The organism is Micromonospora sp. CA-249363, assembly GCF_050950185.1.
Taxonomy (GTDB): domain Bacteria; phylum Actinomycetota; class Actinomycetes; order Mycobacteriales; family Micromonosporaceae; genus Micromonospora.
Genome location: NZ_CP192020.1, coordinates 1,497,574 through 1,521,852 on the forward strand (window position 1 = coordinate 1,497,574; position 24,279 = coordinate 1,521,852).

Sequence of the window (24,279 nt, forward strand, 5' to 3'; positions counted from 1 at the left end):
GACGGACCCCGCTGTCGAGGGGTCCGTCGCCGTGGAAAAACGGGTCAGGCGGGTACGGGGTTCAGCTCCGGGCGGGTGTCGGCGGCCACGGTCTCCGGGTCGGTGAGGTCACGTCGGCCGGCCGACTCGTACGCGGCCCGGTCGAGGGTGCCCTCCCGGGCGGCGACGACGGTCGGCACCAGCGCCTGCCCGGCCACGTTGGTGGCGGTGCGCATCATGTCCAGGATCGGGTCGATGGCGAGCAGCAGGCCGGCCCCGGCCAGCGGCAGGCCCAGCGTGCTCAGGGTGAGGGTGAGCATCACGATCGCGCCGGTCAGGCCGGCGGTGGCCGCCGAGCCGACCACTGAGACGAAGGCGATGAGCAGGTAGTCGGTGAGGCCGAGCTGCACGCCGAACACCTGGGCCACGAAGATCGCGGCGAGTGCCGGGTAGATCGCGGCGCAGCCGTCCATCTTCGTGGTAGCGCCGAACGGCACCGCGAACGAGGCGTACTCGCGGGGGACGCCGAGGCGCTCGACGGAGCGCTGGGTCACCGGCATCGTGCCCACCGAGGAGCGGGACACGAAGGCCAGCTCGATCGCGGGCCACGCTCCGGCGAAGAAGCGCAGCGGGTTGAGTCGGCCGGCGAGGATCAGCACCAGCGGGTAGACCACGAACAGCACGATGGCGCAGCCGACGTAGACGGCGGTGGTGAACTTGGCCAGCGGTGCCAGCAGGTCCCAGCCGTACGAGGCGACGGCGTTGCCGATCAGGCCGAGCGTGCCGATCGGGGCGAGTCGGATGACCCACCAGAGGGCCTTCTGCACGATCTCCAGCAGCGAGCGGTTCAGTGCCACGAACGGCTCGGCGGCCTCGCCGACCAGCAGGGCCGCCGCGCCGATGACGACGGCGAGGAAGACGATCTGCAGGACGTTGCCCTCGACGAACGCGCCGACCGGGTTGGTGGGCACGATGCCGGTCAGGAAGTCCGTCCACGAGCCGGTCTTCTTGGGCGCGGTCGCGCCACCCAGGTCGAGGGTCACGCCCCGGCCGGGGTCGACGAGCAGGCCGAGGCCGATGCCGATGGTCACCGAGATCAGCGCGGTGATGCCGAACCACATGAGGGTCTTCAGGGCGAGCCGGGCCGCGTTGGTCACGCCGCGCAGGCTGACCACGCTGACCACGATGGCGGTGAAGACCAGCGGCGGTACGGCCAGCTTGAGGAGCTGGACGAAGAGGGAGCCGACGGTGTGCAGGGTGCTGGTCAGCCAGCTCAGGTCGTTGCTGCGGGCCAGGAAGCCGAGCGCCACGCCGAGCACGAGGCCGAGCAGGATCTGCACGGAGAAGGGAATTTTGCGCAGGCCGAAGGGCATGGGATGTCCAAGTGTCGTGATCTGGTCGGAGTAGGCGTGTGGAGGACGGCTACGCCGGACAGATGCCGCTGGCCTGCAGTCGGAGATCGACGTACAGGCGGACGGTGAGGCACCAGACATTGGTCATCGTTGGTCGACGATACGCCGATAAGTTCGATCTGCAAGGTGTGATGCTCGTGATGCTCCTTACAGGCTTCGCTCATGGCAAGCCAGGGCCAGCGCCGTGCCGGTGGCCACGCCCCACAGCACGGCCAGCGCGAGCACCACCCGTTCCGCCACGCCGACCAGCGAGCCTCGGCCGACCACGAGCATGGCGAGGCCGATGGTGGCGCACACCGGCAGGGCGAGCGCCGCCGTCCCCGCCGCCAGACGGCGTACCACCGGTCCGGCCGGCCCGGACACGGCCAACGCGACCATGGCGAGGACCACCGCCGCGGTCGCCGCGATGCTCGCGCCACCGTGCACCAGGTCGGCCACCGTGGTGCGCTCGAACGGTGGCAGCGGGCATCCGGCGGAGCAGGTCACCGCCCCGGAGACCGCCGTGAGCACGGCGCCGGCGGCGAGCAGCGCCGGCGCGACCCGGACCCCGGGCGGCAGCGCCGCGGCGATCAGCAGCAACGCGCCGGCAAGAGCCAGAACCCCGATCCGGTACGTCACGGCGTGCGCGCTGCCGGCGATACCGGCCTCGCTCACGTACCCGGTGAGGCCCGGACCGGGACCGGCGACCACCGCGACCGTCACCGCGACCGCCCCGGCCACCGCGCAGCCGGCGGCGGCCGACCCGGCGACCCGGCGGGCCACGCTCGGGCGGCCGGTGGGTCTCGTGGCGGTGCCGGCCCGACCCGGCTCAGCCACGTCCGTGCGGCGTCGTCCAACCGGACTCGTCGGGCCCCAACGGCACGATGCCGGTCGGGTTGATCTCCCGGTGGGTGCCGTAGTAGTGCCGCTTGATGTGGTCGAAGTCCACCGTCTCGCCGAAGCCCGGCGTCTGGAACAGGTCCCGGGCGTACGCCCAGAGCACCGGCATCTCGGTCAGCTTGTTCCGGTTGCACTTGAAGTGCCCGTGGTACGCCGCGTCGAAGCGGACCAGCGTGGTGAACAGCCGCACGTCGGCCTCGGTGATCGCGTCCCCCATCAGGTAACGCTGCCCGGCCAGCCGCTCGGAGAGCGCGTCCAGCCGGGCGAAGAGCGCCCGGAACGCCTCGTCGTACGCCTCCTGCGAGGTCGCGAAGCCGCACCGGTAGACGCCGTTGTTGACGTCGGTGTGGATCTCGGCCATCAGCGCGTCCATCTCGGGGCGCAGCGCGACCGGGTACAGATCCGGGGCGTCGGGGGCGTGCAGTGGCCGCCACTCGGTGGAGAAGTCGAGGGTGAGCTGCGGGTAGTCGTTGGTGACCACCCGGCCGGTCCGGGTGTCGACGAGCGCCGGCACGGTCACCCGACCGGTGTAGTCCTCGTCGGTGGCCAGGTACGCCTCGGAGAGGAAACTGACGCCGAGGACCGGGTCGAAGCCGTCCGGGTCGAGCGCGAACGCCCAACCCCGCTCGTCCCGGATCGGGTCGACGGTGCCCAGCGAGATCGCGTCGTCCAGCCCGAGCAGGCCACGCACGATCCTCGCCCGGTGTGCCCACGGGCACGCGCGGCACCAGATGAGCCGGTACCGGCCCGCCTCCAGCGGCCAGCGGCCCTGCTCGTCCGGACCGCCGCCCGGGGGTGAGGTCGAGTCGGCGGTGACCCGACCGGTGAACCGGTTGGGCTGACGGACGAACGCGCCGTCACGGCTGGTCTCTGCGCTGAACTGGGCCCGGGCCATGCCGTCAACCTATCCGCTGCCGGCGTGGATATCCTGGCGGCCGGCAGCCCCCGCGATCCGGTGGGTGTGCCCCCACCCCCGCCGTCTGCACCCCTGAAGGACTCGCGATGACCGTGGCATACCTGGTGGCCGGTGTCCGTACCCCGATCGGCCGGTACGCGGGCGCGCTGGCCGGCGTCCGCCCCGACGATCTGGCCGCCCACGTCATCCGCGAGCTGGTCGCCCGGCACCCGTCGGTGGACTGGGCCCGCGTCGACGACGTCGTGCTCGGCTGCGCCAACCAGGCCGGCGAGGACAACCGGAACGTGGCCCGGATGGCGGCGCTGCTCGCCGGGCTGCCCGAGGAGGTGCCGGGCAGCACGGTCAACCGGCTCTGCGGCTCCGGTCTGGACGCCCTCGCCACCGCCGCCCGGGCCATCGTGGCCGGGGACGCCGAGCTGGTGATCGCCGGCGGGGTGGAGAGCATGAGCCGGGCGCCCTTCGTCGTGCCGAAGGCGACCTCGGCGTACTCCCGCTCGGCCGAGATGTACGACACCACCCTGGGCTGGCGGCTGGTCAACCCGCTGATGCGCGACGGTTGGGGGATCGACTCGATGCCCGAGACGGCGGAGAACGTGGCCGCCGAGTACGGAGTCGACCGCGCCGAGCAGGACGCCTTCGCGTACCGCTCACAGCAGCGCGCCGCCAGGGCGCAGGCAGACGGCCGGTTCGCCGAGGAGATCGTCCCGGTGTCCGTTCCTGCCGGCCGTCGCGAGACCCGACTGGTCGAGGTCGACGAGCACCCGCGCGAGACGTCGCTGGAGAAGCTGGCCGCGCTGCCCACCCCGTTCCGCGACGGCGGCACGGTGACCGCCGGCAACTCGTCGGGCGTCAACGACGGCGCGGTCGCGCTGCTGGTGGCCAGTGAGGCCGCGGTGCGGCGGTACGACCTCACCCCGCTGGCCCGCGTCGTCGGCGCGGCGGCCGCCGGCGTGCCGTCCCGGATCATGGGGATCGGCCCGGTGCCGGCCACCCGCAAGCTGCTCGACCGGACCGGCGTCGACCTGACCGCGGTGGACGTCGTCGAGCTGAACGAGGCGTTCGCCGCGCAGTCCGTGGCGGTGCTGCGCGAACTGGGACTGCCTGTCGACGCCGAGCACGTCAACCCCAACGGAGGCGCGATCGCGCTCGGGCATCCGCTGGGCGCGAGCGGTGCGCGGCTGGCGCTGACCGCAGCCCTGGAGCTGCGCCGCCGGGGCGGCCGCCGGGCTCTCGCCACCATGTGCATCGGTGTCGGGCAGGGCATCTCGCTGCTGCTGGAATCTGCCGCCTGAGTGCGGAAAGTTACGTGAGGGGATCTCCCGTACGCGGTGGCCGGCGGCCTAGAGTGGTCCACACCACACGACCCGCGGGGTCGGCCGACGGCCGCGTACGCCCGTCGACGCCGGTGCCGCCTCGCGCCGCGGCGACGAACTGGGGGCACACCGATGCCGGACGCACTGCCGACCGAGATTGATCTGACCAGGCCGAGCGCGGCCCGGGTGTACGACTACTTTCTGGGCGGGGCGCACAACTTCGAGATCGACCGGCAGTTGGCCGAGCAGATCGCCAGCATGACCCCGAACCTCGCCGCCACCATGCGCTCCGGCCGCGAGTTCCTGCGCCGGGCCGTCCGGGCGCTGCTCGACGCCGGCATCGACCAGTTCCTCGACATCGGCTCCGGCATCCCGACCGTGGGCAACGTGCACGAGGTGGCCCAGGCGGCGAACCCCAAGGCCCGGGTCGTCTACGTCGACATCGACCCGGTGGCGGTCGCGCACAGCCGGGAACTGCTCGCGGGCAACGACCTGACCGGCGTGATCCACGCCGACCTACGCGACCCGCAGCGCATTCTCGACGAGACCCGGCGGCTCGGGTTGATCGACTTCGGGCGTCCCATGGGCATCCTGCTGGCCGGGGTGGTGCACTTCGTTCCGGACGCCGACCGTCCCGACGACATCCTGGCGACCCTGCGGGCCGCCGCCGCACCGGGCAGCTTCCTGGTCATCTCGCACTCCACCTTCGAGGACCAGCCGCAGGAAATGCTGGACGCCCAGCGCCTCTCCTCCCGGACCGACACCGAGATCACCCTGCGTTCCCGCGCGCAGGTCACCGGCTTCTTCGGCGACTGGACGGTCCTCGAACCGGGCGTCGTGCACATGCCACTGTGGCGTCCCGACTCGCCGGAGGACGTCGACGAGCACCCCGAGCGGTTCGGCGCCTTCGGTGGCGTCGCCCGGTACGACCAGCCCGCCGGCTGACCCGATGGCCGCCGTCCCGGACCCCACCGGGGTCGACGTCGGCCGGACCGGTGTCGAGGCGTACGCCGCTGACTGGGCCCGTGCCGTACGCCGCATCGGTTTCGTGCCGCTCAGCGCGGCCGAGACCGAGCGGCTGTTGCTGCTGCACACCGTCCGGCTGGCGGAGGTCGTACGCGCGGAGCCGTTCAGTGCCCGTCCCGCTGAGGAGGTCGGGCGGGCCCTGGTGGAGGCGCACCTGACCGAGCCCCGGGCGTTGGAGTGGTCGCTGCGCGCGCTCGGCGACGAATTCCCCGACCGGGTGCTGGCCGGCGGCCGGCCGGCCGATCTGGGCGACCGGATCGCGGCGGCGCAGGGCGCGCTGGCGGCCGGATTCGCCCGTGCGCTGCGCGACCGCACCTTCGCCCAGCAGGAGCGCATCGCCCGTTCGGCGTGGCAGGCGCGGGACGAGGTCGAGCAGGCGCTGCGCGACAGCGAGGCGCGGTTCCGGGCGGTCTTCACGGGCGCCGCCATCGGGATCGGCATCGCCGGGGTCGACGGGCAGATCATCGACGTCAACACGGCGTTCGCCGACATGCTCGGCTACTCGATCGAGGAGCTGTGCCGGATGAACGTGGCGGCGCTGTTCCACGCCGATGACGCCGCCGGCATGTGGGAGCTGTACCAGGAGCTGATCGAGGGCAAGCAGGACTCGGCCCGGGTGGAGAAGCGCTACCACCGCAAGGACGGCAGCGTCGTGTGGACGGACCTGGCCGTGTCGCTGATCCGGTACGACGACGGCCGACCGCGGTTCACCGTCGCGATGATCGAGGACATCACCGAGCGGTACGAGCTCCAGCAGCGGCTGCGCTTCCAGGCGCTGCACGATCCGCTCACCGGGCTCCCCAACCGCACCCTGTTCTTCGAGACGCTGGGCCGGGTCTTCGACGCCGCCGGCCCCGGCCGCCGGGTCGGGGTGTGCTTCCTCGACCTGGACGGCTTCAAGACCATCAACGACAGCCTCGGCCACGACCTCGGTGACCGGCTGTTGGTGACGATCGGCCGGCGGCTCGCCGAGTGCGTGGCCGACCGGGGTCACCTGGTCGCCCGGATGGGCGGCGACGAGTTCGTCATCCTGGTCGACGGCGGTGGTGACGTCGAGGACGCGGTGGCCGTGGCGGAGGCCGCGCTCGCCGCCGTCGCCGCGCCCGTGCACGTCGGCGACAAGCAGTTGGCGGTCTCCGCCAGCGTCGGGATCGTGGACTGCCCGGCCGCGGAGACCACCGCCTCGGAGTTGATGAAGGCCGCCGACACCACGCTCTACTGGGCCAAGGCGGCCGGGCGGGGCCGGTGGGCGGTGTACGACCCGGAGCGCAGCGCCCGTGACCTCGCCCGGTCGGCGCTGGTCGCCGGACTGCCGGCCGCGCTGGACCGGGGTGAGTTCGTGCTGCACTACCAGCCGATCGTCTCGCTGCTGGAGGGCACGATGCTCGCCGTGGAGGCGCTGGTCCGCTGGGAGCACCCGGAGCTCGGTCTCATCGGCCCGGACCGGTTCATCGGCCTCGCCGAGGAGACCGGTCTGATCGTCCGGCTCGGCGAGTGGGTGCTGCGGCAGGCCTGCCTCGACGCCGAACGCTGGTGGCGGGAGTTCCCCGAGGCACGGGTCGTGGTCAGCGTCAATCTGGCCGCCCGGCAGGCCGACGACCCGGCGATCGTCGCGACGGTGGCCGACGCGTTGGCCACCACCGGTCTGCCGGCGGAGCTGCTGCAACTGGAGTTGACCGAGAGCGCCGTCATGGGCAGCGCGGGCGAGCCGCTGCGCAGCCTGCACCGGCTCGCGGCGCTGGGCGTCCGGCTGGCGGTGGACGACTTCGGCACCGGCTACTCCAACCTCGCCTACCTGCGCCGGCTGCCGATCCACTGCCTGAAGCTGGCCGGCCCGTTCGTCGAGGGCATCCGCGCCGACGGTACGGACGAGGCGGCTGACCACCGCGACGAGCGGATCGTCGACGCGTTGGTCAGGTTGGCGCACGCGTTGGAGCTGTGGGTCACGGCCGAGGCGGTGGAGACCGGCGTGCAGGCGGAGCGGCTACGGGCCCTGCGCTGTGACACCGGGCAGGGACGGTACTTCGGCGCGCCGGTCCCGGCACAGGACATCACGGCTCGGCTCCGGCAGGCTACGACGTGAGCCGCGCGGGCTGGCCGGCGACGGACGGTGAAGGCGGAAACGGCGGGCCGGTCCGGTCCGTGAGGTGCCGACGGAAGGCGACGGCGTGAGCCTGAACGACTCGCAGACGGTGGTGACCGTGGTGGCCGCACTGGCCATCCTTGCCGGACTGGCGGGTGTGGTGGTGCCCGGCCTGCCGGCGCTGCCCCTGTGCTGGGGCGGGGTGCTGGTCTGGGCGATCTTCGGCGGCGCCGGGCCCGTGGGTTGGGCGGTGTTCGCCGCCGCCACGCTCGTCGCGGTCGGCGGCATGATCGTGAAGTATCTCTGGCCGGGGCGGAACCTCAAGCGGACCGGTGTGCCGACGTCGTCCCTGCTGGCCGGGGGAGCGCTCGGGCTGGTGGGGTTCTTCGTGATCCCCGTGGTCGGCCTCCTGCTGGGCTTCGTCCTGGGGGTGTGGGCGGCCGAGCGGCTGCGGCTGGGCAGCAATCGGCTCGCCTGGCCGTCCACCGTGCAGGCCCTCAAGGCGGTCGGCCTGTCCATGCTGGTGGAGTTCCTGGCCGGCCTGACCATCGGCGCCCTCTGGGTCGGCGGCCTCCTGCTCGCGTGACCCCGCCCGCCATCGGTCCAGGTCGCCCAAGCCCGCGTCGCACCACCATGTTGGACGGTTCAACCCCTGAACTCCGCGAGGGCTCGTTGCATCTCGCTCTCCAGCTGGGCCCGAACGGCTTCGTGCTCGCGCAGCCGGTCGGGCAGGTTCACGGTGAGCAGCAGCGCGCCGGCCGCGCGTGAGAGGGCGTCGGCCGTCGCCAGGTCGCCCAAGGTCATCGCCGCCTTGGCCTGCACCAGCAGGGCGTCGCCGTGCAGCCCTCGATACCCGTTGGGTGCGGCTTTGTCCAGCGCCTCGCCTGCCGCCCGGTATGCCTCATCCGCCGCTCCGTCGAGCAGGAACACCTCTGCGACGCCGATACACGCCTGCGCCTCGAAATACCGGTAGCCGTTGTCGCGGCTGATCAGCAGTGCCTCGGCGAACCGGGCCTCGGCGTCGTTGACTGCACGACTGCCCAGCAGAGCGAAGCCCAGCGTGTTCAGGGTGGCGGCCTCGGCCCGTAGGTTGCCCTGCGACCGCGCGAGCCGCAACGCCTCTGCGGCGTCGTTCACCGCGGGCAGCCACTCACCGCGCTGGCGGTTGAGCTGGCTCAGCTCGTCGAGGACGGACAGCTCATTCATCACGGCACCGGTGCGCCGGTAGTAGGCGAGCGCGAAGTCGAAGTGGGTACGCGCCGCGTCGAGGTCGCCGAACTGCCGCAGAACCATGCCCAGATTGGACCGGTTTACCATGGCCGATGCGTGGCGGGCAGTCGTATCGTTCAACCGAAGAGCGGCGTGCAGGTGATCGACAGCCGCCATGAGCTGGCCACGCTCATGACACAACGTGGCGAGGTCGTTGAGCGTGACCGCCCGGATGTGGTCGAATTCGGGTTCCGTCCCAAGATGCAAGGCGCGCTGGTAGAGCAGCTCTGCCTCATCCACTCGGCCCAGCTCGGCCCGCACCAGGCCGAGATTGTGCGACAGGTACGCCTCACCGACCAACCAGCCGCTCCGGCGTGCGGCGTCGATGCCGCGGCGGTAGTGCGTCTCGGCCAGCTGGTGCCGACCGGCTGCCCAGTGTGCCTGGCCGATGGTCTGGTGCATGGCCGCCTGCGCCCGGATGTCGGCCTCGGCCTCCGCGGCGGCAAGGCCGGCGTGCCCCGTCGCCTGCCAGGCCGGCACGTCCCCGCGGACGAAGAAGTATCCGCGAAGCTGATCCGCGAGTTGCCATGACCGGTTTCGGTCGCCGTCGAGCGCGGCGGCCTCGACCGCGGCGACGAGGCTGCCGATCTCCTCGTTCAACCATTCGAGGGCGGCGTCGGCGGTCGGGAAACATGCGTCGTCGTCGAGGTCGCCGTCGAGCGGAAGCCGCACCATGTCGGCATAGACGAGCTTCATCGCCGCTGCGGTCCGGGTCAGGTACCAGTCGTACAGGCGGCGAAGCGCGGCGGGTCGATTGGCCGGTTCGCGCGAACCGGATTGGACCGCATAGAGGCGCAGCAGGTCGTGGTACTGGTAGCGGCCCGGTCCGGCGGGCTGCAGGAGGTTCATGGCGACGAGGTTGTCCAAGGCCTGACCGACGAGCCGCGGCTCGGCATCGACCAGAGCGGCGACCGCGGCGACGGAGACGGTGTCGCCGGGGACCAGCGCGGCGTCGCGGAAGACCGTAGCCGAGAGGTGTGGCAGGTCGCGGCAGCTGAGCGCGAAACTGTGCATCACACTCTCCGGGCCGTCGCTGAACAGCTCGTGCCGTGAATGTTCGTCCGAGAGCCGTCTGAGAGCGTCGGCGATGGTGAGCTGACGATGCGCGGCCAGTCGGCTGGCGACGAGCCGCAGCGCGAGGGGCAACCTCCCACATGCCTCCACGACCGCTTCGGCGCTCTCGCGTTCGGCCTCCAGTCGAGCCGTCCCGATGTGCCCCCGTAACAGGGTCAGGGCGTCACTCCGAGCGAGGACGGGCAGCTCGGTCAGGACGGCGCCGTCGAGTCCCGCACACCTGTTACGGCTGGTGACCACGACGGCGCTGTCGCCCGGACCGGGCAACAGCGGGCGGACCTGAAGGGCGTCGTGCGCGTTGTCGAGGAGCACCAGTACCCGTCGATCATGGAGTGTGCTGCGGTAGAGGGCGGCTGCCTCGTCCTCGTCGGCGGGAATCGCCCGCATCGGGACGCCGAGTGCTCGTAGGAGCCGGGCGAGCGCGTACCCGACTGGAACAGGTCGGTCTTCGGCGCCTCGCAGGTTGAGGTAAACCTGGCCGTCCGGGTAGTCACGTCGTACTGCCTGGGCCACGCTCAGTGCAAAACTGGTCTTGCCGACGCCGGCCATGCCCGACACCACGCAGACGACCCTCGTTCGAGCACCCGGCGCCGCAGCGGGGTAGCGCAGAGCGCGCTCGATGCTGCGCAGCTCGGCGGTCCGGCCGCAGAAGTCGGGCGGTGGCGCCGGCGCCTGCCAGGGCCGTACGATCTGCCGGCTCGTCGTGGAAATCCGGTTACGCGGTTCCGGCTGCCCCGCGAGCAACGCCTGTCGGGCTTCGCGCAGCTCGGCGCCGGGGTCGATGCCCAACTCCTCGACCAGTCGGTGGCGAATCTTGTCGAACACCTCGAGAGCGGCGGCCTGCTGCCCCGCAGCGGCGAGTGCGACGATCAGCCGGGCATGCACGGACTCGTGCCACGGGTGCCGCTCAGCCAGCCGCCGCAGCAGCGGTAGAACCTGTCGCTGTCGCCGCAACGCCTCGCCGTGCCGGGCCAGCAGAACGGTGGCCTCGACCCGTTCCTGGGCCAGTGCGACCACCAGCGGGTCACCGCTCAGCTCCGGCACGTCCTCGACGACATCGTCGCCGTGCCACAGGTCGAGGGCGTCGATAATCAAATCGAACGCTCGTTGCGGCGCACGCTCCGACTGCGCCTCGCTCAGTCGGGCCCGATAGCTGAGCAGATCGAGTCGGACGCGGTCCACGTTCAACTGGTAGCCACCGGGCATCAGTGTCACGGTCGGCGGCCGGCCCGGCCGGGGCGGTTGCGGGTCGAGGATTCGGCGCAGCCGGCTCACATGTGTCTGCACCACATTGGGCGCAGCTGGCGGCGGGTCGTCTCCCCAGATCAGCTGGATCAGCTCGTCTCGACCGACGGGACGGCCAGGGGTCAGCGCCAATCGGGCCAGGACCACGCGGTGTCGCCCGCTGCCGATGGCGACCGCTCGTTCCGCTCGGGTGACCATCAGTGGCCCGAGGACCGAGATGTGTGCCGGTCCCTCGGGCTCGGGTGGGTCCACCCCGTCCCGGCGGCTAAGTGTGGTGAGGCGGGCACGGTCGTGGCGGGACAGATCGAGGGCCTCGGCGAGCGCTCGGAGGGAGCGCGGCCTGGGGAGCCCGCAGCGCCCCTGCTCGATGTCGCGGACCGTACCGATACCCAGCCCGGCCCGGCCGGCGAGGGCCGCCTGTGTCAGGCCACGGCTCACCCGCATGTCCTTGATCAGACGGCCGATACTCACATGCTCTCGAGCGCCCATAACTGACCCCGAAATCGTCATGGCGAGGAGGTGAGCTCGCAGTCTAGGCGACGGCCGACATCCGTGTCGGCCCTCATCAACGACGTAGGCGCAGGCTCCGCTGGGTACGGGCGGAGTGCGGGATTCGAGCCACCAGCGAGCTGCCAGCCCCGCTGCACACACTTCTCTGCGACGCGGGCCGAAGCCCGCCCGACACGGGGAGAAGACCTATGCGAACTTCCGCTCGAGCACGTTTGCGGCTTGCCGCTCGGCTGCTGCCACCGCTGATCCTGCTGGTCGGCGTTGCCACGGCGACATCATCGCCGGCGGCGGCTGCTGATTCGTCGCCGATACGGGCGGCGGGCATCGCCAGCGCGGCGAACCCGGGTGATCCGGCGCTGCCAAACTATTCGGGTCTGGCCGACCGTGTCGAAACGCGGGCTGCGGTGGCCACCACCCCCCTCCCGTGTGACGACAACGGCGAGGACAGGTCCGTCACCCGCGACGAGGCGATCACCCGTGCACGCACCTGGCTTGCCGTAGGCATTCCCTACAGCCAGGAGCGGTGTTACGAGAACCAGTACGGCGACTATCGCACCGACTGCTCCGGTTTCGTCTCGATGGCCTGGGGCCTCGGTGGCTCTGGTGACGCCTTCTGGACGGGCAACCTGGACACGAGGACCCGCACCATCGCGCGGAGCGATCTGAAGCCGGGTGATGCGCTGCTTCGCCATACGGGGGACCCCGACGAGAATCACGTCGCACTGTTCCTCCGGTGGGAAGACTCCGGCAAGACCCAACCTCGGGTGATCGAGCAGACCGGAAGCCAGAACACCGTCGAGGACGCCTGGTCAGCCAGCAAGGCGAGCGACTACACACCGGTCCGTTACGACAACATTCTTGAGAGCACCAGCTCCGGCCCGTCTTCCGGCGTCTCCGGCGACTTCAACGGCGACGACAAGGACGACATCGTCGCTCGGAGCGCCAGCACCGGCGAGCTGTGGCTCTACCCAGGCACCGGGTCGTTGACGACCGACGCGGTTCTCGGGTCAAAGATCCGGATCGGCACGGGCTGGGGTCAGTACGATCTGATCTTCAGTGGGGACTTCAACCGGGACGGCCGGTCGGACATCGTGGGCCGGCGGCCTGCCGATGGATCGCTCTGGGTCTATTCCGGCACCGGATCGTTCACCACCGACCGGGTGCTGAACTACCCCCCGGTGCGCGTCGGCACGGGTTGGAACCAGTTCAACGCGATCTTCAGCGGTGACTTCAACCAGGACGGCATCTCCGACGTCGTCGCGCGTCGACCCTCCGACGGCAGCCTGGTGGTGTACCCGGGTACGGGTTCGCTCGTCACCGACGGGGTTGTCCGGACCTCGACCCGCATCGGCATTATGTGGAACAGCTTCGATGCCTTCACCGCTGGGGACTTCAACCAGGACGGTAAGTCGGACATCGTCGCCCGGCGCCCGAGCGAAGGCATCTTGTGGCTCTACCCGGGCACCGGATCGCTCACCGCAGACGGGGTGGTCGGCACGTCCATCGCGATGGGCCACGGTTGGAACATCATGGACGCGTTGACCACTGGCGACTTCAACCGGGACGGCAAGTCGGACATCGTCGGTCGAAAGACCACGGACCGCACTCTCTGGGTCTACCCCGGCACGGGTTCCTTCACAACCAACCGTGTCCTGTCCTCACCGACGCGAATCGGTGTGAGTTGGGGCAGCTTCGACCGGATCAGCTGACGCTCCTGTGGCGCGGCCGGGCTCGTCGACGACGAGCCCGGCCGCCCTTGCGGGCCGGCCCGGCGGTACCGCCGGCGGAAGGCGGCGGCTCGGGCGTCCGGGATGCGGCGGGATCGCCGTCAGTGAGAGAGAAGTTGGACGCCGCGCGCGGACGCGGACCGGGCGTTGCCGAGCGCCCGGTAGGCGGCCCCCTCCCGATGGGGCCCGGTCATGGTTGAGCATGCCCCGCACGGGCCGCTGCGGCAACGCAATAACCCCGTGACGTATTGACCGGCCGTGATCAACGGGACGACACTTTGCGCACTCGTTGACGGAACCACCTCAGGGAGGTGCGCAGTGGCCACGACGCCCGTTCCGACCGCAGAGCAACCCATGGACGACGACGCCCGGCGACTCGCCGAGCTCGGCTACAAGCAGGAACTGCGCCGCAAGTGGAGCGGCTTCTCCAACTTCGCCATCTCGTTCTCCATCATCTCGATCCTGGCCGGCTGCTTCACCACGTTCGGCCAGGCGTGGAACAACGGCGGACCGGTCGCCATCTCCTGGGGCTGGCCGCTGATCTCACTGTTCATCCTGATCATCGGCTTCTGCATGGCCGAGCTGGTGTCGGCGTACCCGACAGCGGGCGGCATCTACTGGTGGGCGGCGACCATGGGTCGCCCGGCGCACGGCTGGTTCACCGGCTGGTTGAACCTGATCGGCCTGGTCGCGGTCACCGCGTCGGTCGACTACGGCTGCGCGACCTTCCTCAACCTCACCCTGTCGGCGCTCTTCGACGGCTGGGCCGGGACGCTCCGGCAGGCGTTCGTCCTGTTCGTGATCATCCTGGCGCTGCACGGCCTCATCAACATCTACGGGCACCGGATCATCGACGTACTCCAGAACGTCTCGGTCTGGTGGCACGTGGCCGGCGCCGCCGTCGTGGTGGCCATCCTGGTGTTCGTCCCGGACAACCACCAGAGCTTCCAGTTCGTGTTCACCGAGCGGTTCAACAACTCGGGCTTCGGTGACGGCGACACCGGCGGGTTGACGTTCTGGTTCTACGTGCTGCCGCTGGGCTTCCTGCTCACCCAGTACACGATCACCGGCTTCGACGCCTGCGCGCACGTCTCCGAGGAGACCCGGGGCGCATCCCAGGCCGCCGCCAAGGGGCTCTGGCAGTCGATCTTCTACTCTGCGGTCGGTGGCTGGATCCTGCTGCTGGCCTTCCTGTTCGCGGCCACCGACGTCGAGGCGGTCAACGCCGCGGGCGGCTTCTCCGGCGCGATCTTCGAGTCGGCGTTGACCCCGGTCTTCTTCAAGATCGTCATCATCATCTCCACCATCGGGCAGTTCTTCTGCGGCATGAGCTGTGTGACGTCGATGAGCCGCATGGCGTACGCGTTCAGCCGGGACCGGGCGGTGCCGGGCTGGCGGCTCTGGTCGAAGGTCGACCGCAACGGCACGCCGGTCAACGCGATCATCGGAGCCACGATCGCCGGTCTGGTGCTCACCCTGCCGGCGCTCTACGAGAGCTCGGCCGGCATCCCGATCGCCTTCTACGCGGTGGTCTCCGTCGCGGTGCTCGGCCTGTACCTGTCCTTCCTCATCCCGATCGCGCTGCGGCTGCGCATGGGCGACCGTTTCGTGCCCGGCCCGTGGACGCTGGGACGCAGGTACAAGCTGCTCGGCTGGATTGCCGTCATCGAGATCGCGGTCATCGCCGTCTACTTCGTGCTGCCGATCGTGCCCGCCGGGGTACCCGGCAACGACGAGTTCACCTGGTCGGCGGTGAACTACGCGCCCCTCGCCGTCGGCGGGGTGCTGGTGGTGGTGGCCGTCTGGTGGTACGCCTCGGCCCGCAAGTGGTTCACCGGCCCCGTCCGTACCGTCGAGGAGCGTGCGGCGGCCGACCCGGCGCCCGTCGACGGCCCGGCCTGATTCGCGCCCGACGGGACGGTCCGCGCGGCCGTCCCGTCGGGTTTGCCACCCGCGTCACCGGGGGCATTGACGGTGATCCGGTTTGCCAGTAGACCTTGGTGATGGAGGCCCGCTCATGAGGAATGCGCCGCTCACGCTGGAACAACTGCGGGTCGCCGTCGGTGAGGGCGAGATCGACACCGTGGTGCTGGCCCTGGTCGACATGCAGGGCCGGTTGCAGGGCAAGCGATTCCACGCGCCCTTCTTCCTCGACCAGGTCGTCGAGGGCGGCAGCGAGGGCTGCAACTACCTGCTGGCGGTGGACGTCGACATGAACACCGTCGACGGGTACGCGATGTCGAGCTGGGAGCGCGGCTACGGCGACTTCGCCATGGTGCCGGACTTCGCCACCCTGCGCCGGATGCCGTGGCAGCCCGGCTCGGCGATGCTGCTGGCCGACCTCGCCTGGCTGGACGGTTCCGGTGACGTGGTCGCCTCGCCCCGGCAGATCCTGCGCCGGCAACTGGACCGGCTGGCCGAGCGCGGGCTGACCGCGTACGCCGGCACCGAGCTGGAGTTCGTGCTGTTCCGCGACTCGTACGAGGACGCCTGGCGGCGCGGCTACCGCGACCTCACTCCGGCCAACCAGTACAACGTGGACTACTCCCTGCTCGGCACCGCCCGGGTGGAGCCGCTGCTGCGCCGCATCCGCACCGAGATGGCCGGCGCCGGGCTCACCCCGGAGAGCGCCAAGGGCGAGTGCAACCTCGGCCAGCACGAGATCGCCTTCCGGTACGACGAGGCGGTGGCCTGCGCCGACCACCACGTCATCTACAAGAACGGCGCGAAGGAGATCGCCGCCCAGGAGGGCATGTCGATCACCTTCATGGCCAAGCCGAACGAGCGGGAGGGCAACTCCTGCCACATCCACTTCTCGCTCCGGGACGCGTCCGGCTCGTCGGCCATGCTCGGGGACGGGCCGGCGCACCTGTCGTCCACCGGGCAGCAGGTGCTCGCCGGACTGCTCGCCACCATGCGGGAGTTCAGCCTCCTGTTCGCGCCGAACATCAACTCCTACAAGCGTTACCAGCCGGGCTCGTTCGCCCCGACGGCGTTGCGCTGGGGTGTCGACAACCGCACCTGCGCGCTGCGGGTGGTCGGGCACGGGCAGGGCATGCGCGTGGAGAACCGGGTGCCCGGGGCCGACGTCAACCCGTACCTGGCGATCGCCGGGCTGGTCGCGGGCGCGCTGCACGGCATCGAACAGGAACTGGAGCTGGGCGCGGAGTGCACGGGCAATGCGTACGACGACCCGGAGGCCGAGCGCGTCCCCACCACGTTGCGCGACGCCCTGGCCCTGTGGGAGGAGTCCGAGGTGGCCCGGAGCGCCTTCGGCGACGAGGTGGTAGCCCACTACGCCAACCAGGCGAGGGTGGAGCTGAAGGCGTACGACGCGGCGGTGACGGACTGGGAGCTGACCCGTGGCTTCGAACGCCTGTGAGCGCTACGCCGTCCTCCGCGATCTTGCACTTTGTGTCGTTGATTTGGGATAGCTCATGGCATATGTCGGCACAGAAACTGCAAGATCGCGGGGAATGGGCGGAGGGTGGGGCGCGTGACAGTAGTTGTTGATCCGGCTTCTGGGGTGGGGTTTCGGGACGTCCGGGCGGCGTCTCTTGCTGATGTTGACGGCGCGATTTTGCGGGCTGCTGAGGCCTTTGAAACGTGGCGGGACGTTGCGCCGGGGGATCGGGGGCGGTTGCTGCGGCGGTTCGCCGCCGTCGTCGACGCGCACCTGGACGAGCTGGCCGCGCTGGAGGTGCGCAACTCCGGGCACACCATCGGCAACGCCCGCTGGGAGGCCGGCAACGTTCGCGACGTGCTCGACTACTACGCCGGTGCGCCGGAGCGGCTGACCGGCCGACAGATCCCGGTGCCCGGCGGCCTCGACGTCACCTTCCACGAACCGCTCGGCGTGGTCGGCGTGATCGTGCCGTGGAACTTCCCGATGCCGATCGCCGCCTGGGGGTTCGCCCCGGCCCTCGCCGCCGGCAACACGGTGGTGCTCAAACCCGCCGAGCTGACCCCGCTCACCGCCCTGCGCCTGGCCGAGCTGGCCCGCGAGGCCGGCCTGCCCGAGGACGTGTTCACCGTGCTGCCGGGCGAGGGCGCGGTGGTGGGGGAGCGGTTCGTCAGCCACCCGGCGGTCCGCAAGATCTGCTTCACGGGCTCCACCGAGGTCGGCACGCGCATCATGGCCGGCTGCGCCGCCCAGGTGAAGCGGCTCACCCTGGAGCTGGGGGGCAAGAGCGCCAACATCGTGTTCGCGGACGCCGATCTGGAGACCGCCGCCGCGACCGCGCCCGGCGCGGTCTTCGACAACGCCGGCCAGGACTGTTGCGCACGGTCGCGGATCCTGGTCCAACGACCGGTTTACGACAGGTTCCTGGAGCTGCTCGAACCAGCGGTACGGGCGGTGCGGGTCGAGGACCCGTCCCGCGACACCGCCGAGATGGGTCCACTGATCTCCGCCGCCCAACGGGACCGCGTCGCCAGTTACCTGACCGGCGCGAAGGTCGCCTTCACCGGCTCGTGCCCGGACGGCGCCGGCTTCTGGCACGCGCCCACCGTGCTGCTGGCCGACTCGCCGGCCGACCGGCACTGGCGGGAGGAGATCTTCGGGCCGGTGGTCTCGGTGCTGCCGTTCGACGACGAGGCCGACGCGGTGCGGCTCGCCAACGACACCGAGTACGGCCTCTCCGGCTCGATCTGGACGCGGGACGTCGGACGGGCGCTGCGGATGGCGCGTGCCGTCGACTCGGGCAACCTCAGCGTCAACTCGCACTCCTCGGTGCGCTACTGGACCCCGTTCGGCGGGATGAAGCGCTCCGGGCTCGGCCGTGAGCTGGGCCCGGACGCGCTGCACTCCTTCACCGACGTCAAGAACGTGTTCATCGCGACGAAGGAGTGACGAGGAGTGACACCAGTGCAGGGTCGGTTGCAGGACCGGGTGGCCGTGGTCACCGGAGCGGGCAGCGGCATCGGGTTGGCCACCGTCCGGCGGTTCGCCGCCGAGGGGGCCCGGGTCGTCTGCGTGGACATCGACGCGGAGGCCGGCACGCGGGCCGCGCAGGAGTGCGGCGGCGAGTTCGTGGCCACCGACGTGGCGGACGAGTCGGCCGTCCGTGACCTGTTCGACGGCGTGGCCGAGCGGCACGGCCGGGTGGACATCGCGTTCAACAACGCCGGTATCTCACCGCCGGACGACGACTCCATCCTGGACACCGGCCTGGACGCCTGGGAGCGGGTGCTACGGGTCAACACCACGAGCGTCTACCTGTGCTGCAAGTACGCGATCCCGCACATGCGGCGGCAGGGCAAAGGGTCGATCATCAACACGGCCTCCTTCGTGGCGTTGATGGGCGCGGCGACGTCGCAGATCGCGTACACGGCGAGCAAGGGCGGAGTGTTGGCGATGACTCGCGAGCTGGGCGTGCAGTTCGCCCGCGAGGGGATCCGGGTCAACGCGCTCTGCCCCGGCCCGGTGGCCACCCCGTTGCTGCTGGAGCTGTTCGCCGCCGACCCGGAGCGGGCCGCCCGCCGGCTGGTGCACGTGCCGATGGGTCGCTTCGGGCAGCCGGAGGAGATCGCCGCCGCGGTGGCCTTCCTGGCCAGCGACGACGCCTCGTTCATGACCGCCGCGCAGTTCGTGGTCGACGGCGGTATCACCGGCGCGTACGTGACACCTCTATGAGGCGGCCCCTGATCGGGATCAGCGCGTACGCCGAGCCCGTCGACTGGGCCGTCTGGCGTGGTGTGCGGGCGGTGCTGGTGCCCGAGGCGTACGTGCGGGCGGTGACGGCGGCCGGTGGCCGGGCGGTGGTGCTGCCCCCGGACGATGCCGACGCCGACGTGGTGGCGGTTCTCGACGGGCTGCTGCTGGCCGGGGGCGCCGACGTGGGCCCCGGGCGGTACGGCCAGCAGCCGCACCCGCGGACCGAGGACCGACCGGACCGGGATGCCGGTGAGCTGACCCTGCTGGCGGCAGCCCTCGCCGCCGACCTGCCCGTGCTCGGCGTCTGCCGGGGGATGCAGTTGCTCACCGTCGCCTACGGCGGCACCCTGCACCAGCACCTGCCGGACGTGCTCGGCTCCGAGGCACACCGGCCGGCGCCGGGGGTCTACGGCACCCATCCGGTGCGGTTCGCGCCGGGCAGCCTCGCGGCGCGGACCCTGGTCGGGGTCGAGCAGGTCAACTCGTACCACCATCAGGCGGTCGCCACCCCGGGGCGGCTCACGGCCACCGGCTGGGCCGGCGACGGCGTGATCGAGGCGGTGGAGGATCCGGACCGTGCGTTCGTCCTGGGCGTCCAGTGGCATCCGGAGAACGAGCCGGACCCGCTTCCGATCGCGGCGCTGGTCCGGGCCGCCCGGGGCTCCGGGCCGCCGGTGGGTGATCACGACGAGGGGGTACGCGTGACGGGGTCACCGGTGCTGTGACGCAGGTCGCCCCTGCCGCGTGGGTCGAGCGGTGGGAGGATCGACGCATGGGCAAGGTCTATCCGGAGATCGACGATCGTCTGCGGGAGTTCATCGCGGCCCAGCCGGTCTTCTTCGTGGCCACCGCGCCGTCCGGCCCCGAGGGGCACGTCAATGTCTCGCCGAAGGGCATGTCGGGCACCTTCGTGGTGCTCGGCCCGCATCGGGTCGCCTACCTCGACTATCACGGCAGCGGGGCGGAGACGATCGCTCACCTGCGGGACAACGGCCGCATCACCCTGATGTTCTGCGCCTTCGACGGACCGCCGAAGATCGTGCGCCTGCACGGCAGGGGCCAGAGCGTGCCGGTGACCGAGGCCACCTTCGCCGACCGGCTCGCCGAGTTTCCCGCACCGCCCGACGTGCACGCCGTACGGGCCGTCATCACCGTCGACGTGGAGCGCGTCAGTGACTCCTGCGGCTACGCGGTGCCGTTGATGGACTACCGCGCGGAACGCGACCTGTTACTCACCTCACACTCCCGTCGTACGGCCGATGATCTGGTGACCTATCGCGCCACCAGGAACGCCGCGAGCATCGACGGCCTGCCGGTTTTCTGAGTGCTCAGGGCACTCCCAGCCTTCGTCGGTGGGCCGCGTCCGCCCCGCGTTGTCAGGTCGCCGACGACCGGAGCGCCACTAATCAGCGTCCGCGGGGCGTCATGCGTTACGTTGCTGGTCCGCCGGGGTACAAGTCGGAGCACGGCGCTTGAAGATCAACGGCTGCGGGGTCCGGCCGAGGCGGGGAGGCTGTATGAGCTCGGCCCAGGGGGGCGCGGACGCGGGGGGTCCGTTCGCGGACGGTCCGGAGATCCCCCCGCTGTTGGCCGCCGCCTTCACGAACGGCGGTGAGCTGGGCGAACGCCTGCGCGCCTTCGACTGGTCCACCGCCCCGCTGGGCGGCCCGTCACGCTGGCCGACCGCGCTGTCCAGCGCCGTTGGCATGATGCTCTCCTCCAGCGCGCAGATCGTCATGTTCTGGGGCGACGACAAGCTCGCCTTCTACAACGACGCGTACCGGCCGACCATCGGCAGCAAGCACCCGCACGTGCTCGGCCAGCCGGCCCGACACCACTGGGCCGAGACGTGGGACGTCCTCGGTCCGCTGCTCGAGGGTGTCCACCGGACCGGCCTCTCCTACCGTGGCGCGGACCACCCCTTCCTGCTGGACCGTTCCGGTTTCGTCGAGCAGACCTACTTCGACGTCTCGTACGACCCGATCCGGGGCGCCGACGGTTCGGTCAGCGGCGTCTACTGCATCGTCAACGAGACCACCGGCCGGGTGGTCGGTGAACGTCGGCTGCGGGCGCTGTCCGAACTGGGCGCCGAGCTGGCCGATCTGACCAGCGCCGGCGAGCTCGGCCGGACCGCCGCCGACGTGCTCGGCCGACACTGCGCCGACGTACCCTTCGCGCTCGTCTACCTCGCCGACGACACCGGCGAGTTCCAGCTGACCGGGGCCAGCGGCGTCGATCCGGCGGCGGTCGGCGCCACGCCGGCGACGTTCGCCGAACTGGTCGCGGAGGGCGCCTCCGCCACCGTGCAGGTGCGCGATCTCCTCGCCCAGCGACCGGCCGACGCCTCCGACGTGGCGCTCGTGCTGCCCGTGAAGGCGACCAACGAGACGGTCGGCGCGCTGGTCGTCGGCGTGGCCCGCCTGCTGCCGCTCGGCGACGAGTACCGCGACTTCCTCGACCTGGTGGCCGCGCAGGTCTCCCGGGCGGTCGGCACCCAGCGGGCGTACGAGCAGGAGCGCGCGCGGGCCGCCGAGCTGGCCGCGCTGGACCGGGCGAAGACCAACTTCTTCGCCAACGTCAGCCACGAGTTCCGTACCCCGTTGACGCTGGTGCTCGGCCCGCTGGAGGACATGCTGGCCGACCCGGAGCTGCCCGCCACGTACACCGACCGTCTTGTCGTGATGCACCGCAACGCGCTGCGACTGCTCAAGCTGGTCAACACCGTGCTCGACTTCTCCCGGCTGGAGTCCGGCCGGCTCGCGGCCCGCTACCAGCCCACCGACCTGGCCGACTACACCGCCCGACTGGCCAGCACCTTCCGCTCGGCCACTCAGCGCGTCGGCCTGCGGCTGGTCGTGGACTGCCCGCCGCTGCCCGCGCCGGTCTTCGTCGACCGGGACATGTGGGAGAAGATCGTCCTCAACCTGGTGTCGAACGCCGTGAAGTTCACCTTCGACGGCGAGATCCGCGTCCGGGTCCGGGCCGACGGCGGCGTGGCCCGGCTGGATGTCGTCGACACCGGCGTCGGGATCGTCCCGGACGAACTGCCGCACGTCTTCGAGCGTTTCCACCGGGTGCCCGGGGCACGCGCCCGTACCCACGAGGGCACCGGTATCGGGCTCGCACTGGTCCGCGAACTGGTCGAGATGCACGGCGGTACGGTCGGGCTGACCAGCCAGGTGAACGAGGGCAGCACCTTCACGGTGACCATTCCGTTCGGGTCGGAGCATCTGCCCGCCGACCGGGTGGCCGCGTTCGCGCCGCTGCCGACGGGCGAGCCCGAGCAGGCCCGGCTCTTCGTGGCGGAGACCGCCCTGTGGGCCGCCGAGGACGCCACCGGCGAGGCCGGCCAGCAGCCGACCGACGTCGGCTCGAGCGGTCGGATCCTGGTCGTCGACGACAACGCCGACCTGCGTGAGCACGTCACCCGGTTGCTCTCGCCGACCTGGGAGGTGGTCACCGCGAGCGACGGTCTGGCGGCCCTGACGCTGGCCCGTGAGGGCGGGTTCGACCTGGTGCTCAGCGACGTGATGATGCCCCGGTTGGACGGGTTCGGTCTGGTCGGCGCGCTGCGCGCGGACCCCCGTACCCGCGATGTCCCGATCGTGCTGCTCTCCGCCCGCGCCGGCTCCGCGGAGGCGGTCGCCGGCCTGGCCGTCGGCGCCGACGACTACCTGACCAAGCCCTTCTCCGGGCAGGAGTTGATCGCCCGGGTCCGGGCCAACGTCGAACTGGGCCAGCTCCGCGGCCAGATCATCCGTCGTCTGCGGGCACTGGCCGACGCGGCGGTGGCGGTCAACACGGCCCGGTCCACCGGCGACGTGCTCCAGGTCGCCGCCCGGCACGCGCTCAGCCTCGCCGAGGCGGCCCGGGTCGTGGTCACCGCGTCCGGCGCCCGCTTCGAGGCCGACGGCGGCGGCGACACCGCCGCCGATCCGACCTTCGTGGCCCCGCTGACCGGGACCACCCGGGAACAGCTCGGCGAGCTGCGGGTCTGGCGGGCCGCCGACGACGACGCGCAGGCCGATGACGCCGCGCTCACCCAACTGGCCCGGCTGGTCGGCGTCCGACTGGAGAACGCCCAGCTCTACGAGGCCGAACACCACATCGCCACCACGTTGCAGCACAGTCTGCTGCCGAGGTCGCTGCCCCAACTGCCGGGCGCGGTCGTCGCGAGCCGCTACCTGCCGGGCAGCGCCGACGTCGAGGTCGGTGGGGACTGGTACGACGCGCTCGCGCTCGACGACGACAACCTGGTGCTGGTCATCGGCGACGTGGTCGGCAAGGGCGTCCAGGCAGCCGCCGCCATGGGCCAGCTCCGCAACGCGCTGCGGGCGTACCTGCTGGAGGGCTTCGACCCGGGCGAGTCGCTGACCCGGCTCAACCGGCTGGTCCAGTCCACCGAGGAGTCGTCGTTCGCGACGGTGGTCTGCCTGCTGTTCAGCCCTCGTACCGGTCGCCTGCGCTTCGCCAGCGCCGGCCACCCGTCCCCCCTGCTGATCCGAGGAGACGACGTGGCGTTCCTGCACGACCGTGCGCTCGGCCCGCCGGTCGGCGCCATCCCCGGCGCCACCTACCGGACCGTCGAGGGCGAGCTGCCCGCGGGCAGTCGACTGCTGCTCTACACCGACGGGCTGATCGAGGACCGTCAGCTCGGCATCGACGCCGCGCTGGCACAGTTGCGGGTCGACGCCGCCGCCCCGGGCCAGCACGTGGCGGATCTGATCGACACGGTGGTCGAGCGGGTCGCCGGACGGCTGCGCCGCGACGACGTGGCGGTGCTCGCCGTGGAGGCGGCGGAGCTGAACCGCTTCGCCTTGCGGCTGCCGGCCGACCCGACCCGGCTGAGTGTGCTCCGCAAGCGGCTGGAGGACTTCCTCGTCGCGCACAACGTCGGCGAGACGGACCTGTTCGACCTGACCGTGGCGGTCTCGGAGGCCGCCGCGAACGCCATCGAACACCCCGTGCAACCCACCGAGGCGGTGATCAGCGTGGAGGTGGCCATCGAGGACCGCACGGTGATCGTCACCGTGCGCGACACCGGGCAGTGGCGGGAGTCCACCGACTCCGGCTTCCGGGGTCGCGGACTGTCGCTGATCAAGGCGTTGGGTGACCTGATGGTGCGGCGTACCGACGGTGGCACCGAGGTGACGCTGCGCCGGCAGTTGCAGGGCTGAGGGCGCGCGGGCC

Annotated in this window: 16 protein-coding genes; 12 read left to right on the plus strand and 4 right to left on the minus strand. The window is 71.2% G+C overall.

Features of this window, described 5'->3' with window-relative positions; all coding sequences use genetic code 11:
- Window positions 1-44 precede the first annotated feature (44 nt).
- From ACQPZK_RS07060 to ACQPZK_RS07070, 3 genes are all read right to left on the minus strand, one after another.
- The gene (locus ACQPZK_RS07060) at window positions 45-1,340 is read right to left on the minus strand and encodes a dicarboxylate/amino acid:cation symporter (RefSeq protein WP_433539132.1); all 1,296 of its coding nucleotides are present in this window, start codon (window positions 1,338-1,340) and stop codon (window positions 45-47) included.
- 198 nt (window positions 1,341-1,538) lie between these two features.
- Window positions 1,539-2,207, minus strand: coding sequence for a DUF998 domain-containing protein (locus tag ACQPZK_RS07065; protein WP_433537508.1), 669 nt, complete (start codon window positions 2,205-2,207; stop codon window positions 1,539-1,541).
- The gene (locus ACQPZK_RS07070) at window positions 2,200-3,165 is read right to left on the minus strand and encodes a glutathione S-transferase family protein (RefSeq protein WP_433537509.1); all 966 of its coding nucleotides are present in this window, start codon (window positions 3,163-3,165) and stop codon (window positions 2,200-2,202) included. Before ACQPZK_RS07070 ends, ACQPZK_RS07065 begins: the two co-directional genes overlap by 8 nt.
- Window positions 3,166-3,272: 107 nt before the next feature.
- Here ACQPZK_RS07070 and pcaF point away from each other — a divergent pair, with 107 nt between their 5' ends.
- The 4 genes from pcaF to ACQPZK_RS07090 all read left to right on the plus strand — a co-directional run bounded on the left by pcaF (window position 3,273) and on the right by ACQPZK_RS07090 (window position 8,194).
- Window positions 3,273-4,478 carry a 3-oxoadipyl-CoA thiolase gene (pcaF, locus tag ACQPZK_RS07075; RefSeq protein WP_433537510.1) on the plus strand — a complete coding sequence of 402 codons (1,206 nt, stop codon included), beginning with the start codon at window positions 3,273-3,275 and terminating at the stop codon, window positions 4,476-4,478.
- A gap of 153 nt (window positions 4,479-4,631) precedes the next feature.
- Window positions 4,632-5,444, plus strand: a complete 813-nt coding sequence (locus ACQPZK_RS07080) for an SAM-dependent methyltransferase (RefSeq protein WP_433537511.1) — start codon at window positions 4,632-4,634, stop codon at window positions 5,442-5,444.
- Between the two features lie 4 nt (window positions 5,445-5,448).
- The gene (locus ACQPZK_RS07085) at window positions 5,449-7,608 is read left to right on the plus strand and encodes a putative bifunctional diguanylate cyclase/phosphodiesterase (RefSeq protein WP_433537512.1); all 2,160 of its coding nucleotides are present in this window, start codon (window positions 5,449-5,451) and stop codon (window positions 7,606-7,608) included.
- Window positions 7,609-7,693: 85 nt separating this feature from the next.
- Entirely contained in the window at window positions 7,694-8,194 is a 501-nt protein-coding gene (locus ACQPZK_RS07090; protein WP_433537513.1) for a DUF456 domain-containing protein, read from the plus strand.
- Between the two features lie 59 nt (window positions 8,195-8,253).
- Here ACQPZK_RS07090 and ACQPZK_RS07095 read toward each other — a convergent pair whose 3' ends face one another.
- On the minus strand, window positions 8,254-11,634 hold the full coding sequence (locus ACQPZK_RS07095) for a BTAD domain-containing putative transcriptional regulator (protein ID WP_433537514.1): 3,381 nt from the start codon (window positions 11,632-11,634) through the stop codon (window positions 8,254-8,256).
- 260 nt (window positions 11,635-11,894) lie between these two features.
- Between ACQPZK_RS07095 and ACQPZK_RS07100 the strand changes: the two genes are divergently transcribed.
- The 8 genes from ACQPZK_RS07100 (at window position 11,895) to ACQPZK_RS07135 (ending at window position 24,266) form a co-directional block, all read left to right on the plus strand.
- Window positions 11,895-13,415 carry an FG-GAP-like repeat-containing protein gene (locus tag ACQPZK_RS07100; RefSeq protein ID WP_433537515.1) on the plus strand — a complete coding sequence of 507 codons (1,521 nt, stop codon included), beginning with the start codon at window positions 11,895-11,897 and terminating at the stop codon, window positions 13,413-13,415.
- Window positions 13,416-13,787: 372 nt separating this feature from the next.
- Window positions 13,788-15,335, plus strand: coding sequence for an amino acid permease (locus ACQPZK_RS07105; RefSeq protein ID WP_433537516.1), 1,548 nt, complete (start codon window positions 13,788-13,790; stop codon window positions 15,333-15,335).
- Between the two features lie 115 nt (window positions 15,336-15,450).
- Window positions 15,451-16,815: a glutamine synthetase family protein gene (locus ACQPZK_RS07110; RefSeq protein WP_433537517.1), complete on the plus strand. Its 1,365-nt coding sequence runs from the start codon at window positions 15,451-15,453 to the stop codon at window positions 16,813-16,815.
- 114 nt (window positions 16,816-16,929) lie between these two features.
- Complete coding sequence (locus tag ACQPZK_RS07115) at window positions 16,930-18,285, plus strand: aldehyde dehydrogenase family protein (protein WP_433537518.1); 1,356 nt, start codon at window positions 16,930-16,932, stop codon at window positions 18,283-18,285.
- Between the two features lie 15 nt (window positions 18,286-18,300).
- Window positions 18,301-19,068: a 3-oxoacyl-ACP reductase gene (locus tag ACQPZK_RS07120; protein ID WP_422738825.1), complete on the plus strand. Its 768-nt coding sequence runs from the start codon at window positions 18,301-18,303 to the stop codon at window positions 19,066-19,068.
- Complete coding sequence (locus ACQPZK_RS07125) at window positions 19,065-19,814, plus strand: gamma-glutamyl-gamma-aminobutyrate hydrolase family protein (protein WP_433537519.1); 750 nt, start codon at window positions 19,065-19,067, stop codon at window positions 19,812-19,814. Before ACQPZK_RS07120 ends, ACQPZK_RS07125 begins: the two co-directional genes overlap by 4 nt.
- Before the next feature lie 47 nt (window positions 19,815-19,861).
- Entirely contained in the window at window positions 19,862-20,413 is a 552-nt protein-coding gene (locus ACQPZK_RS07130) for a pyridoxamine 5'-phosphate oxidase family protein (protein ID WP_433537520.1), read from the plus strand.
- Window positions 20,414-20,606: 193 nt separating this feature from the next.
- Window positions 20,607-24,266, plus strand: coding sequence for a SpoIIE family protein phosphatase (locus tag ACQPZK_RS07135; RefSeq protein ID WP_433537521.1), 3,660 nt, complete (start codon window positions 20,607-20,609; stop codon window positions 24,264-24,266).
- Window positions 24,267-24,279 lie beyond the last annotated feature (13 nt).

Excerpts from the sequence above, each read along its gene's own strand:
- ACQPZK_RS07070 (WP_433537509.1), bottom strand. The coding sequence starts at position 3,165 with ATGGCCCGGGCCCAGTTCAGCGCAGAGACCAGCCGTGACGGCGCGTTC.
- pcaF (WP_433537510.1), top strand. The coding sequence starts at position 3,273 with ATGACCGTGGCATACCTGGTGGCCGGTGTCCGTACCCCGATCGGCCGG.
- ACQPZK_RS07080 (WP_433537511.1), top strand. The coding sequence starts at position 4,632 with ATGCCGGACGCACTGCCGACCGAGATTGATCTGACCAGGCCGAGCGCG.
- ACQPZK_RS07085 (WP_433537512.1), top strand. The coding sequence starts at position 5,449 with ATGGCCGCCGTCCCGGACCCCACCGGGGTCGACGTCGGCCGGACCGGT.
- ACQPZK_RS07100 (WP_433537515.1), top strand. The coding sequence starts at position 11,895 with ATGCGAACTTCCGCTCGAGCACGTTTGCGGCTTGCCGCTCGGCTGCTG.
- ACQPZK_RS07105 (WP_433537516.1), top strand. The coding sequence starts at position 13,788 with ATGGACGACGACGCCCGGCGACTCGCCGAGCTCGGCTACAAGCAGGAA.
- ACQPZK_RS07110 (WP_433537517.1), top strand. The coding sequence starts at position 15,451 with ATGAGGAATGCGCCGCTCACGCTGGAACAACTGCGGGTCGCCGTCGGT.
- ACQPZK_RS07125 (WP_433537519.1), top strand. The coding sequence starts at position 19,065 with ATGAGGCGGCCCCTGATCGGGATCAGCGCGTACGCCGAGCCCGTCGAC.
- ACQPZK_RS07130 (WP_433537520.1), top strand. The coding sequence starts at position 19,862 with ATGGGCAAGGTCTATCCGGAGATCGACGATCGTCTGCGGGAGTTCATC.
- ACQPZK_RS07135 (WP_433537521.1), top strand. The coding sequence starts at position 20,607 with ATGAGCTCGGCCCAGGGGGGCGCGGACGCGGGGGGTCCGTTCGCGGAC.